10 protein-coding genes and 1 tRNA gene are annotated in these 13,398 nt (G+C 63.7%); 6 read left to right on the forward strand and 5 right to left on the reverse strand.

What is annotated here, in order from left to right:
* Positions 1-4: 4 nt before the first annotated feature.
* Positions 5-1,879 (forward strand): murein L,D-transpeptidase, encoded by a 1,875-nt coding sequence (locus tag A9K66_RS04270; protein ID WP_067320023.1) that lies wholly within the window; start codon positions 5-7, stop codon positions 1,877-1,879.
* Here A9K66_RS04270 and A9K66_RS04275 read toward each other — a convergent pair.
* Together A9K66_RS04275 and A9K66_RS04280 are read right to left on the reverse strand one after the other, a co-directional pair.
* On the reverse strand, positions 1,871-2,341 hold the full coding sequence (locus A9K66_RS04275; protein ID WP_127248248.1) for a hypothetical protein: 471 nt from the start codon (positions 2,339-2,341) through the stop codon (positions 1,871-1,873). The two genes, A9K66_RS04270 and A9K66_RS04275, sit on opposite strands and share 9 nt — an antisense overlap.
* 113 nt (positions 2,342-2,454) lie before the next feature.
* On the reverse strand, positions 2,455-2,712 hold the full coding sequence (locus A9K66_RS04280; protein ID WP_066989847.1) for a PepSY domain-containing protein: 258 nt from the start codon (positions 2,710-2,712) through the stop codon (positions 2,455-2,457).
* Between the two features lie 409 nt (positions 2,713-3,121).
* On the opposite strand from A9K66_RS04280, the gene A9K66_RS04285 reads away from it, so the two are divergent.
* Together A9K66_RS04285 and A9K66_RS04290 are read left to right on the forward strand one after the other, a co-directional pair.
* Positions 3,122-4,906 carry an adenylate/guanylate cyclase domain-containing protein gene (locus A9K66_RS04285; protein WP_067320029.1) on the forward strand — a complete coding sequence of 595 codons (1,785 nt, stop codon included), beginning with the start codon at positions 3,122-3,124 and terminating at the stop codon, positions 4,904-4,906.
* 119 nt (positions 4,907-5,025) lie between these two features.
* A complete protein-coding gene (locus A9K66_RS04290; protein WP_067320032.1) occupies positions 5,026-9,300 on the forward strand; it encodes a cytochrome P450 in 4,275 nt (1,424 codons plus the stop codon).
* Between the two features lie 16 nt (positions 9,301-9,316).
* Here the strand turns inward: A9K66_RS04290 and A9K66_RS04295 are convergent, their stop codons facing one another.
* Positions 9,317-10,003 carry a Crp/Fnr family transcriptional regulator gene (locus A9K66_RS04295; RefSeq protein ID WP_067320180.1) on the reverse strand — a complete coding sequence of 229 codons (687 nt, stop codon included), beginning with the start codon at positions 10,001-10,003 and terminating at the stop codon, positions 9,317-9,319.
* Positions 10,004-10,645: 642 nt separating this feature from the next.
* Between A9K66_RS04295 and A9K66_RS30640 the strand changes: the two genes are divergently transcribed.
* Positions 10,646-10,816 (forward strand): hypothetical protein, encoded by a 171-nt coding sequence (locus A9K66_RS30640; protein ID WP_164750822.1) that lies wholly within the window; start codon positions 10,646-10,648, stop codon positions 10,814-10,816.
* A gap of 85 nt (positions 10,817-10,901) precedes the next feature.
* Here A9K66_RS30640 and A9K66_RS04300 read toward each other — a convergent pair.
* A tRNA-Val gene (locus A9K66_RS04300) sits at positions 10,902-10,976 on the reverse strand.
* Positions 10,977-11,102: 126 nt separating this feature from the next.
* Positions 11,103-11,783, reverse strand: a complete 681-nt coding sequence (locus tag A9K66_RS04305) for a phosphoglycolate phosphatase (protein ID WP_067320183.1) — start codon at positions 11,781-11,783, stop codon at positions 11,103-11,105.
* Between the two features lie 153 nt (positions 11,784-11,936).
* Here A9K66_RS04305 and rpiA point away from each other — a divergent pair, with 153 nt between their 5' ends.
* Together rpiA and A9K66_RS04315 are read left to right on the forward strand one after the other, a co-directional pair.
* Entirely contained in the window at positions 11,937-12,668 is a 732-nt protein-coding gene (gene rpiA, locus A9K66_RS04310; protein WP_067320186.1) for a ribose-5-phosphate isomerase RpiA, read from the forward strand.
* Positions 12,655-13,290, forward strand: coding sequence for a DUF2059 domain-containing protein (locus A9K66_RS04315; protein WP_067320036.1), 636 nt, complete (start codon positions 12,655-12,657; stop codon positions 13,288-13,290). The genes rpiA and A9K66_RS04315 overlap by 14 nt, the downstream gene beginning before the upstream one ends.
* Positions 13,291-13,398: the final 108 nt, after the last annotated feature.

Below are 13,398 nucleotides of genomic sequence, written 5' to 3' on the forward strand. Positions count from 1 at the left end.
AAGCATGAAAATCCTCGGGAACAAAATGGCCGTCATGCCGATCGCGATCGCGACGGCGCTTGCCTTCGGCCAGCAGCCGGCGAGCGCGCAGGGGCTGTTCGACATGCTGTTCGGCGGCGGCATCCGGCACAATTCCCAAGGAGAATTTCCGCCGCCGCCGAAGCCGCGCAAGGTGCAGCCTGGCACAGGCGGTAGCGTCAGGATCAGCAGCCCGACCTACAATACCTACAGGGCCGACAAGCTTGTGCGCGTCGACTTCAAGTCGCTGCTGCCCGCTCCGCCGCCCGCGACCGCGCAAGATGCTGCCTTTGTGCCCTCCGTAACCGGAAGCGCGTTCCGCGACGCGCTGGCGGGCCTGAGCGATTATGAACTCTTTGCCGAGCCCGATATCGCCAAGGCGCTCATCGCCTACTATTCGGCCAATCCGGATTTCATCTGGGTGACAGGGGATGCACCCAACAGCAGGGCGCAGGATGCCGTGCGGGTGCTTGGCGGAGCGGCGAGCTATGGCCTGACGCCTGCCGATTATTCCGTCGATGTTCCTGCGGCGGCCACGAATGCCGCCTTGCCCGAAGCGCGGACCAAGGAACTGGTTCGCTTCGAGATGGCGCTATCGGCGCGCGTGCTGCGCTACGCCCATGACGCCCAGAGCGGCCGAGTCGATCCGAACCGCATGACCGGCTATTACGATTTTCCGGGCAAGCCGCTCGATCTCGAAGGCGTGCTGAAGACGCTGGCGCACACGCAAGAGGTGCGCACCTATCTCGAATCGCGGCACCCGCAGAACCCTGAATATCAGGCGCTGCGCGTCGAGTTGGAGTCGCTCCAGGCAAGCGAGGAGAACGAGATCGTCGTCGATCCGAAGCTGCTCCTGAAGCCCGGTGAAAGCAGCCCGGAACTGCCCAAGCTTTTGACTTTGATCGCGCGCAATCTCGATGACGAGATGGGCGGTGACTTTGGCGAGACCCTCGCCCGGCTCGGCAAGAGCGAGCTTTACGGTCCTGACCTGGTGCCGGTGATCAAGGCGGTGCAGAAGCGGGCCGGCATGAAGGGCGACGGCGTCATCGGCCCGCGCACCGTCGCCTCGCTCGCCGGAACGTCCAAGGCGGACAAGGTCGAGAAGGTCATGGCGGCGCTTGAAGAGCTGCGCTGGCTCCCCTCCGATCTTGGCAGCCCGCGCGTCTTCATCAACCAGCCGGCCTTCACCGCAAGCTACATCGACAACGGCGAGGAGAAGCTGAAGACCCGCGTGGTCATCGGCAAGGTCACCAACCAGACCGCATTTTTCTACAACCAGATCAAGCAGGTCGACTTCCACCCCTATTGGGGCGTGCCGCAGTCGATCATCGTCAACGAGATGCTGCCGAGGCTGCGCAGCGATCCGGGCTATCTGGACCGCGCCGGCTATGAGGTGACGGATTCCAGCGGCAGGCGAGTTCCCTCTGCGGCGGTGGACTGGGGCGCCTACGGTGCCAAAATCCCGTTCAGCGTGCGCCAGCAGCCGAGCGAGGCCAATGCGCTTGGCGAGTTGAAGATCCTCTTCCCCAACAAGCACGCCATCTACATGCACGACACGCCGCAGAAGTCGTTCTTCGGGCGCGACATGCGCGCGCTGAGCCATGGCTGCATACGCCTGCAGGATCCGCGCGGCATGGCGGCCGCTGTGCTCGGCACGTCGGTCGACGACATCGCCGAGAAGCTGAAGCATGGTCATTCGACCGAGAATGTCACGCGCGTCATCCCGGTCTATGTCGCCTATTTCACCGCTTGGCCGGACATGTCCGGCAAGGTCGAATATTTCGACGACGTCTACGATCGCGATTCGAAGCTGATGCAGGCGCTGGATGCGACCGAAGCGGTGCGCGCACCGTCAACCTAAGCGCTCGATGAGCGGCCGCCTGAAACCGGCATCACGTCCGGCAATGAGCCAATAAACGAAACCGGCCACCAGCCCGGCCGCGACGATGATGCCAAGGTCGGCCCAGCGTTCCGGATCGTGCGGCGCGCCCGGCGAGAGCAGCATGAAACCGGCGGCCGCAACCACGCCGCCGAACAGCATATGCAGCCAGAAGCTCCGCAACGAGAAGACCTCGGCAATAAGCGCAAAGATCAGAGTCTGCATGCCGGTCGCCACGATCGTCAGGAAATAGACGAACATGCCAAGCGGCGGCACGACCAGCACGGCGACGGGCGTGAACTGCATCAGCTCGAAATAGCTTGGGGCGTTGGGCAGCGAGCTCAGCGCTGCATAGATCGCGACCAACGCGACCAATCCGACGAGCACCGCGATCAGATAGCCGGCGAGCACCATCAGGATGCGCTTTAGAACGTAGCCAACCATTCCCATGCACCCCCGTGCCCGCAATCATGGCGCGCAGTCAGCCATCAAACGTGCATCGACGCAAGTCTCGGATAGGGAGGCGCCGGCCCAGCTGCGGGCGGCCGTATCAGGCGTTACTTCGGTTCGCCGGTGACCGGATCGTAGGTGATTTCGACCTTGGCCTTGTCGGTCGTGTAATAGGTAACGGTATAGCCGTCGCTGCTCCAGCCGACCTCCTTGATATATTGGAAGTCGCTCCGCTTCTCGACCTTGGTCAGGATTTCCGAGAGCTTCTTGGCATTTTGCGGCGGCAGCGCTTGCGCTTCGGCCGCGAAAGCCGACCCGCCGACAAGGAAAAACGCGATACCGCTTGCCAAAAGAACACCGCGCATGACTGCCCTCAATCTCTCGTGGTGGCATGAACGCGCTGACAACTCGAATCCGGGCCCGTTGGTTCCGCCAACGGACCGCAACGCCTTGCTCCACAGTTGGTCCGTCACGGCCGGCGCGACTTCTATTCGCGAAAGCTTAAATAAGTAAAACGGCGTGAATCCAACAAGTAAGGAGGCTTCTGCAACATCGGACTTCAGGTAACGAACGACTAACCATGGCTTGCGCCGAAACCGCCTTCCATTAGCTGTTCGTGGTAGAGCTTTTGGCCAGACCCTGTTAGAGTCCCGGACCAACAGGGTGGCAACGGCGCGCCGAGCCTGCCGGGGATCTTCCATCGGCAAACGGCGAAGGTTTTTTGGAGCGGAAGTCGCCTGTTCTGAACCGAAAACAGGGACCGGGGGCTCAACCATGGCTGAACGGAACTATACCCGTCAGCTTGCGACAATCATTTCTATCGACGCCGTTGGTTTTTCGCGGCTGATGGGCATCGACGACGAGCGCGCCGTCGCGGCCTTCGAGGAAAGGCGCGATATCATCACCGACAGTTGCGGCGCCTTTGGCGGCCGCACGTTTGGCGTTGCCGGCGACAGCATCATGGCCGAATTCGGCAATCCAATCGAAGCCTTGCGCGCGGCGTTCGATTTCCAGGACCGGATCATGGCGCTCAATGCCTCGGCCGCGGATGAGATGCGCATGCCGTTCCGGGCCGGGATCAACACCGGAGACGTCATCGTCCGCGAGGGCCGCCTCTATGGCGACGACGTCAACATTGCCGCGCGCCTGCAGGAATTCGCTCCACATGACGGTCTAGCCATCTCAGAGACGACCTGGCACCACGTGAAGGACAAGACGGCCGCGGTTTTCACCGACCTTGGCGAGTTCATGCTCAAGAACATCGCCCTGCCTGTACGTGTGCTGATCGCCGGACGCGGCGGCAACGGCGCGGCGATTGCTGCGCCCCTGGCCGCCATCCCTACCGCTCCCGTCCATGACAGACTCGCATCGAAGGGCCCGCCGGCAATCGCGGTGCTGCCGTTTCACGGCAGCAACGGAGGCGAGCCTGACGTCGGCTACATGGCCGACGGCATTGCGGAAGACATCATCTACGGCCTGTCCAACACCCGCTGGCTCTCGGTAATCGCGAAGGGCTCCAGCTTCCAGTTTCGCGACGACCAGCTCGGAACCAGGCTCATCGGCAATGCGCTTGGCGCGCGCTACATCGTCGGCGGCACGCTGGCGCGCCACAGCGGGCAGATACGCCTCAACGCCTCGCTGACCGACACGTCGAACGGGCGCCTGGTCTGGTCGCAGCGCTTCGACCGCGACCTCATCGACATCTTCAGGCTGCGCGACCAGATCGGCAGCGAGATCGTTTCGATCCTCGACAAGGAGGTCGACCGAGCCGAGCAGGTGCGCACCTTCCAGGTGCCGTGGGAAAGCCTCGAGACCTGGCAGCTGGTGCGGCGAGGCCGCTGGCACATGAACAGGCGCACGCGCAAAGACACCGAGATCGCGCTCGAATTCTTCGAGAAGGCTTACCAAGAAGATCCGAATTCCAGCGCCGTGCTGAACGAGCTGGCATGGTGGTATTTCTGGCGGGCATGGCTGCGCTTCGGCGACAGCGACGACCTGGCCAAGGTCGAAGAATTTGCGCGCAAGTCGCTCTTGATGGACAGCCTCGACGCGCGGCCGCACGCCTATCTCGGGGCGGCCGACATCATGCGCGGCCAGCCGGCATCGGCGGCGGAGCATCTGGCCGAGGCGATCCACATCAATCCGAGCTTTGCCTTCGCCCGCTCGGCAATGGGCAGCGCGCGGCTGCTGCTTGGCGATGCCGCCGGCGCGATCCCGTTCTTCCTGGATACCGAGCGGCTGAGCCCGTTCGACCTCTACCGCTTTCACAATCTGGGCGAGCTGGCTGCCGCATACTGTTTGGTCGAGGACTGGCCGGCCGCAATTGCGGTTGCCGATCGCTCGCTCAACCTTTCGCCGGGCTATTTCTACGCCAGGTTCCTCAAAATCGGCGCCTTGATGCGGAGCGGCCGTCTTGAGGAGGCCGAACGCGAACGCGCCATTCTGGCAACCAGGCATCCCGATTTTTCTGAGCAGCGGATTCGCTGGATACCGTTCGTCGATCCTGCGAAGAACAACTTCCTGATCGCGAATTTCGGCCAGGCCAAGTCCATCGCATGATTGCTGGAACCGAACACCGATGATTGTGAAAAAAATCACATACGCCGGACCGAACCAAACCTAGGCCAGACAATAGCCGGCATCGCAGTGACGTGGACAGCCGGGGGGCTCGAACGCGCATGATCAAGTTGAAGTATTTCGCTGCTGTCCGCGCTGCCCAGAAGAGCCAGCGCCCTGTCGCCGAAATGCCGCCCTTCGATATCGACCGGCTCCGCGCCAAGGGGCTTGCGTCCCGTATCGCCGGCTTCCTTTTCAACGACCCGCGCTGGCTGCTGGCGCTGCTGCGCCGCTTCTGGCCGAACCTGGCCTTCGGCAATTTCCTGCTTGTCACCAAAGGCGTCGATGTGCGCGACATTTTGGAGCGCGGCGACGAGTTCGAGACGCCGTACGGACCGGAAATGGCGGAACTGGCCAGGGGATCGAACTTCATCCTCGGCATGCAGGACGGGGCCGCCTACCGGCAAATGAAATCGGCCGTGCTGAGCGCCTTTCCGCCGGCGGAAGTCGAAGCCGCCGTCAGGCCGATCGCCGAGCGTCATTCGCGCGACATCATGACCCGGGCCAGCCCCGGCTTCGACGCCATCGGCGGGCTGATGAAGATCGTTCCGGTACGCATCTGTCGCGACTATTTCGGCCTCGAGATCGACGATGAAACCGAATTCGCCGACTGGTCGATCGCGCTCAGCGCGCTGTTCTTTTCCGATCCGACAGCGAGCCCAACGACACGTCAGCTCGCGATCGTCGGCGGCGATCGTCTGATCAAGGTCATCGACCGCTCGATTGCCGCGATCAGGGACAGGGGAGGGAAGGACGAACGGCCGCTGGCGCGCCTCGTCGCGCTCATGGATCAAGGGCGCCTATCGCAGCCCGACATCCATTCGATCATGCTCGGCATGATTGCCGGCTTCGTTCCGACCAATGTGCTTGCCGGCGGCAATTGCCTGGACGTCATCCTGTCGCGGTCAGATGCAAGGCAGGCTGTCGACGCAGCCATTGCAGCGGGCGGTACCGGCAAACTCGATCGGGCGATCCTGGAAGCCATGCGCTTCAAGCCGATCTGGGTCGGTCCGTGGCGCTACACCGCCCGTGACGCGGTCATCGGCCAAGGCACGCGGCGAGAGCGCCTTGTGAAGGCCGGAACGGTCGTCATGCCGGCGACGCTTTCCGCTATGTTCGATCCGGAAATCGTGCAAAGGCCAAACGAATTCGACACCTCGCGGCCTTCTCGCGATTACATGGTGTTCGGCCACGGCATTCATCTGTGCATCGGGGCCGAGATCGCCCGCATTCAGATCGGCGAATGCGTTCGCGCCCTGTTCAGCAAGCCCAAGCTCCGCCGCGCGCGCGGCAGAGCCGGCAAGATGGTCAATGTCGGCGCCTATCCGGCCAGCCTCAAGGTCGATTTCGAGCGCTCGCCGCTTTGCCGCACAGTCGACCAGTCGATGGTCACCGTGGTTTGCCCGATCAGGCGTGCGGTGCCGCTGGATGCCGTGCGCGACAAGGTCGGCGCACTTGGCAACCCGGCGATCGACGAGGTGGGCAATGCGCTCGACAATGTCGGCACGGTCCACTTCGCCAGCCTGGCTGTCGCCGCCACCGGCAGGGACGAGAAATCGGACCTCGAGACGGGCGCGCTCGTACTCGAAATCTCCGGCGACGGCAGCACCGACGATGTCATCGGTGCCATCACGCAGGCCATAGGCCACCGCCTGCGGCCGATCTTAAGGGCCGTGTGCGGTCTGCCCGACGACTCTTCGCTGCAGGACTTCCTGAAGAAGCATCACATCGAGATCTCGCCGTCCTTCGGCAGCACGGCAGGGCTGGTTTTTTCCGGAACGCCTGGCCATTCGGTGCGCCGCATCCTGGCCGAGGCAGAGCTCGCCGACAGCGTGCGCGAGATCGTCGAAAAGCCGCGAGCGGGTATTGGCAACGCCCTTGCTGTGCTCACCGAGGCGCGCCGGCATGCCCAGTCGCTAGGACAGTTCGGCTGGGCCTTCGAGCCGGCTGAGAGCCTGCTGGAGCGGCCTCCGGGCCGCTGGTGGCGAGCCTTGACGACGACGCTGCTTGCGCCGGCTGTGCTCGCCACCGTCGCGATCGTCATACTTGCCTGCTGGCGCATGACCTATGTGCTCGTGTTCGGCAATCCGCACGGTGTCACCTTCACCAACGTCGCAATTGCCGGCACCGCGCTTCTGCTGGCGGTGCTGGGGCTGCTCGCGATAGCCCTGCTGTTCATCGGCTTGTGCTTCCTCAGCCTGCGGCGCCTCGAGGACAAGGACCGGCCGCAGAACACGCCGGTCGATCTCGGCGCGCTGGACAGGATACTCGCCAATGAGGACCACTGCGCGCAAAACCATCTCACCGCGATATCGACGATGAAGGCCGGCACCTTGCGGCGACTGGCGCTGAGGCTTTCCTTCTATCTGATCTCGATATCGGCGCAGAAAGTGTTCAAGCCGGGGTTCCTCGCCACCATAAACACCATTCACTTCGCCCGCTGGGTGCTGCTGCCGGGCACCGACAAGCTGATGTTCTTCTCCAACTATGGCGGCAGCTGGGAAAGCTATCTCGAGGACTTCATCGCCAAGGCCTCAGAGGGCCTGACCGGCGTATGGAGCAACACGGAAGGCTACCCGCGCACGCGTTGGCTCTTCCTCGACGGCGCGCGCGACGGGGACCGCTTCAAGCGCTGGGCGCGGCGTCAGCAGGTGCCGACGCTGTTCTGGTACTCTGCCTATCCGCATCTCAACACCGCGCGCATCCGTATCAACTCGAAGATCCGGCGCGGCATTGCTTCCGCCACCGGCAGCGAGGCCCGCAACTGGGTGAGCCTGTTCGGCTCGCTGCAGCGGCCGCAGGCAAGGCCGGCTGCAACCGTCGGCCGTGAACCGGCGCCTTCGCCCGTGGAAGAACTGGAAGCCGGCGAGATCCAATCCATTTTCTTCGGCCCGTTCGGCGCGCTTGGCCACGCGCATATGCTGGCGATCCGGGTGCCGGAAGAACTGCCGGCCATGCAACGCAGAGCGTGGCTGGACTTCGTCATCGACAAGACCAGTTTCGGCGACGGCGTGCCGGCCGGACGCGCCATGACGGTGGCCTTCGGTCCCGACGGTTTGCGCCGTCTTGGGCTGAAGGGCGGCGTCGACGACGATCCGCTGGACACATTCCCAGCTGCCTTTCGCCACGGCATGGGCAATCCAGAGCGCAGCCGCATCCTCGACGACACCGGCCCCGATGCGCCTGACAAATGGCAGTGGGGTTCGGCCACGGCGCCGGTCGACGCAGTCGTCATCTGCTACGCCGCGGAGCCGGCGGTACTGAAGGGGGAGGTTGCGGCCGCGAAGCGAAAGACGACAGGCGCGGGGATGAAGATCGTTGCCGAATTGCCGCTTGTCGTGAACCGCGAGCCAAAGAAGGACGGTGGGACAACGCAACATGCCGGCAACGACGGCAAGCCGGAGCGCGCCCGCGCCTACGAGCATTTCGGCTTTGCCGACGGCGTCTCGCAGCCGATCGTCAGGGGTACGTCGCGCGCCAGCAAGGGTGCCGCGCCGATGCACCTGGTCGCGCCGGGCGAGTTCCTGTTCGGCTATCGCGACGAGCATGGGTTCTATCCAGCCTCGCCCTCCGTCCGGGCAGCACAGGATCGGACCGGCATCCTGTCTCAGGTGCGGCGCAACCGGCAGATCCCCGGTCAGCCCCCGCCGCCGCGCGATTTCGGCCGCAACGGCTCGTTCCTGGTCGTGCGCCATTTCGAGCAGCATGTCGAGTTATTCGATGACTATTGCAAGCATGCCGCCGCGCGGGCTGCGCGCGAGACCGGCGACAACGCCATCACGCCGCGCTGGGTCGCGGCCAAGATGCTCGGCCGCTGGCAGGACGGCAGTTCGCTGGTGCGCAACCCCGATGGCCGCCCGGGTCGTGGCGTCGACAACGACTTCGCGCTCGGCGCCGAGGACCCGCAGGGGCATCGCTGTCCGCTCGGCTCGCACATACGCCGTTCCAATCCGCGCGACTCGCTTGGCGAGGATCGCGAGACGCAGATCAGGATCGGCAAGCGCCACCGCATCCTGCGCGTCGGCCGCACCTATGAGAAGAAGGACCGCAGCGGGAAGGTCGAGAAGGGGCTTCTCTTCATGTGCCTCAACGCCGACATCGAACGCCAATACGAGTTCATTCAGCAGACCTGGGTCTCGTCGAGCTCGTTCCAAGGCCTTGTCGGCGAAAAGGATCCGACGATCGGCGCGCGCGACGGCGGCGGCCGATTCTCGATTCCGTCCTGGGAAAAGGTGACGGTGCTCAGGGACATGCCGCAATTCGTCACCACGAAAGGCGGCGGCTACTTCTTCATGCCGAGCCGGTCCGCGCTGCGCTACCTGATTTCGCGGCTCTGATTCGGGTCAGAATCGTTCAGTCGTCGTCCTGCGAAGCGGCGATGTGGTTCAGCGCGGCGGCATTTGTGATGCGCAGCCCGCCGCGTTTGATGTCGATCATGTGCCGGTTGCGCCAGTCGTTGAGCGTCTTGTTGACCGACTCGCGCGTCGCGCCGAGGAATTCGCCGAGTTCCGATTGCGAAATCGGGATCCAGCCGGCGGGGTCGGCCATGACGCCGCTGAGGAACACCAGCCGTTTCGCCAGCCGGGCCTCGATGCCGAAGAAGGCCTGGTCGCCAAGCTCGCCGCTGACCCAGCGCAGCCGCGTGCACAGCAGCTCGATCATGGCGCGCGCTAGCGGTGGATTTTTTTCAATGCGATCAAAGAGTTGCGTGCGACTGAGAGAAACTAGCTCGCATGCGGTGAGGCAAATGGCGGTTGCCGTGCGCGGGCGTCCGTCGAGCGCGCCGATCTCGCCGATCAGGCTGCGCGACAGCTCGATATTGGCCACCAGCTTCTGCCCGCCCGGTGAATAGAGCGAAATCTCGACCGTGCCGCTCATCACGCCGTAGATGCGGTCGGATGCGTCCTCCTGGACGAACAGGTGCTGACCGGCGGCATAACGTTCGACCTTGCAGCCGCCGAACAGCAAATCGAACTGGCGCGGATCGATCCGCGCCAGACGCGGCAGGGTGCTCCTGTCGTCTGCGCTGGCTGTGGACATGATGCGGTTCCGCCTCTCGTTGAGCGGAAATTGTATGACAAGTGCATGCTCGATCAAGGCCTGTCTCCTTTGGTGCGATTGCGGCAACACACGACGGCCTTTGTAGATCGGGCGCCAGACGTGCGCTGCCGGCATCAAATTGTCCGGCAACTGTCCCTTGCAGCGGGAAACCGGAGCGCGCTGGCGGACGCGAACCGAACTACGAAACGCCGTTCGCGCGCGTGGCGGGAGGTGACCGACGCGCGCGAACAGCAAATCTGAAAATGGCTAGTGATCGAAACTCCCTGCCGAGCTTTCAGGTCCGGAGGCCGTTGGAGCCCATGCATCAGTGCCACCCGGTGCGATATCTGTGCGCGACGCCTCCGCGGCGTATGTGAAGGCGATCACAGAAGCGTCGCCTGTCCAGCAGCGGCTTGCCGCCGCCCTGCATGGACCAGTCCGACGACCCCGACCGACGAACTCAGCGCCTTCGAACGAAATGTCGGCGACAAGGGCAGCGGCCCGGTTGTCGGCACCCGCCGCAGCAGGCACCATATTGCGGCAGTGCTTCAAAAGGCAATTGCGGAAAATCGAAAACCGATCTATGGAGCGCGCGGCTGATTGAGGGCGGCCATCATCCTATTTGCATAGGTTCGCTGCCCCATGCCCGATAACTTCTCGCGTGTAATCGCATTTCTTGCCGTGGTTATGGCCCTGCTGTTTGCCGGGCTGCATTTCCAACAGGGCAACATCATAGCCACGCTCTACTTCATGACCGGCGCCATTCTGGTGACGGGAGTAACGCATTTGAATGTGCGCCGAGGCCTGATCTAAGCGGCCTCCCGGACGCGAGCTGCCCCGCTGCACGAAATCGAAGAGGTTCATCGCGGCCGGATCATCCAACTTTCGGTAAGTTGGATGGTGGGCGATGCAGGGATTGAACCTGCGACCCCACCCGTGTGAAGGGTGTGCTCTCCCGCTGAGCTAATCGCCCGCTCGTTGCCCGAAGGCCGAAGCGAGCCGCGATATAAGGGAGGCGCGTGCGCGAAGTCAAGGCAATGTGCCGACGTTATCCTGCGGACCGATTTCGGGTTCCTGCCGGCTCGATCTGGGCAGGCGCTCAGCGCGCCGCAGCGATCAGACGCTGGGCCAATTCCGGCGTCAGCGTGTCGAAATGCGAGATCACCAGCGTCGGTTCGAACTCGCGCACATGACGATCCGTATAGCCGAAATCGACCGCCACCACCGGAATACCGGCCGCCTTGGCGGTGTCGATGTCGGTCTGCGAATCGCCGACCATCAGGGCGTTGTGCGGATCGCCGCCAGCCAGTTTGATGGTTTCGGTCAGATGGCGCGGGTCGGGTTTGCGGAAGGCAAAAGTGTCCTGGCCGCAGATCGCGGCAAAGTATTTGTCGAGACGGAGCGCGCCGATCAGCGTCGCCGAATTCGCTTCATACTTGTTGGTGCAAACCGCCATCAGATAACCGGCGGCCTGGAAGTGGTCGAGAGCCGCGACCACGCCGGGATAGGGGCGGGACTTGCCTGGAATGTTGATCGTGTAGTGGTCGAGGAAAAGCTTCAGCAGCCGGTCGTGCTCTTCCGCCATCAGCGCCTTGTTTTGCGCCGCATGCGCGCGTTCGATCATCACGCGGCCGCCATGGCCGACGTAGCGCTTGAAGCCGGCTTGGTCGACCGCGGCAAGCTCCGCGGCCGCCAGGCTGTGGTTGAGGCTGTCGAGCAGATCCGGCGCAGTGTCGATGAGCGTCCCGTCGAGGTCGAACACGATGATCGGTCGGGTCATGGCCAGTCCTGAATAATTGAGGTTCCGCAGCCGATACAAGCTGGGCGGTGGTCAAGCAAGCCGCCTCCATCGGTCCACAGGCAGAGCCTTTGACGGGACAGGCAAAAATGCTAGGAGGCGCGCCAAACCATGGAAATCGGGGACAGGAGCGGCATGGACGCAAGGCAGATGAAGGTCGAGGCCGCGCGTGCAGCGCTCGCCCATGTCAGCAGCGGCATGCGGCTCGGCATCGGCACGGGCACGACCGCCGACGAGTTCGTCCGGCTGCTCGCCGAAAAGGTCGCGACCGGCCTCAGCGTCATCGGCGTGCCCACATCCGAGCGCACCGCGGCACTCTGCCGCGAGCTTGGCGTGCCGCTGTCGACGCTCGAGGAAACGCCGGAGCTCGACCTCACCATCGACGGCGCCGACGAGATCGATCCCGCGCTGACGTTGATCAAGGGCGGCGGCGGGGCGCTGCTGCGCGAGAAGATCGTCGCGGCGGCGTCGCAGCGCATGATCGTGATTGCCGACCAGTCCAAGATGGTCGAGACGCTCGGCCGTTTCCCGCTGCCGATCGAGGTCAACAAGTTCGGCCTGCGCGCCACCGAGATCGCGGTCGGCGCGGCGGCGGCAAGCCTCGGCCTTGCCGGCCCGGTGACATTGAGGATGACGGGGGAGCAGCCATTTGTTACAGACGGCGGCCACTTTATCCTCGATGCATCTTTTGGCCGCATTCCGGATACAAGAGCGCTTTCGAATGCTCTCTTCGCCATTCCAGGCGTCGTCGAGCACGGTCTATTCATCGGGCTGGCGTCAACCGCCGTCATCGCCGGCGGCGACGGCATCCAAACCGTCCATGCCGCCCGAAAACCAGGGAGTTCTATCTACCATGATGTTGCATAAACGGGTTCGCCGCTTTTCGACCATTCTGGCGGCCTCAGCGGTGCTTGCGCTGTCCTCGCCGGCGTTTTCGCAGGATATCAGCGAATCGCATCTGAAGGCCGCACGGGCCGCAGTTGCGGCTATCCACGCCACCGACCCGTTCGACAATATCCTGCCGCAGGCGGCGGCCGCGCTTGAGAACCAGCTGATCCAGAAGAATCCCGACATGCAGGAACTGATCGGCAAGACGGTCACCGAAAAGGCGATGGGCTTGGCGGCGCGCCGCGCCGACCTGGAGAAGGAGGCGGCGCTCGCCTACGCCAAGGTGTTTTCCGAAAAGGACCTCAACGATATCGCCACTTTCTACAGCTCGGAAGCCGGCAAGAAGCTGCTCGACAGCGGCCCGGCGGTCACGCGCGACCTGGTGAAGGCGGCCGACATTTGGCAGAACGGGGTCGCCCGCGACCTCGCCCAGCAGGTCGGCGAAACGCTCGCCGCCGCCGCAAAGGCCGCGGCTCCGGCCAAGCCTGCGAAGGATGCGACCGCTCCTGCCGACGGCTCCGCACCTGCCGATAATTCGGCGCCTGCAGACGACCAGGCTCCTGCCGACAACTCGGCTCCTGCCGACAATTCGCAGAACTGATCCGCATCAAGCGGCCGACGGCCGACTGGACCAGAAGAGCCCGGATTTCCGGGCTTTTCTTTTGCCTGCTGTCCGCCTACCTGTGACACACTTCCATTGCGCAGGAGT

Origin of the sequence: Mesorhizobium sp. AA23 (assembly GCF_001672435.1) — a bacterium.
Lineage (GTDB): Bacteria > Pseudomonadota > Alphaproteobacteria > Rhizobiales > Rhizobiaceae > Mesorhizobium.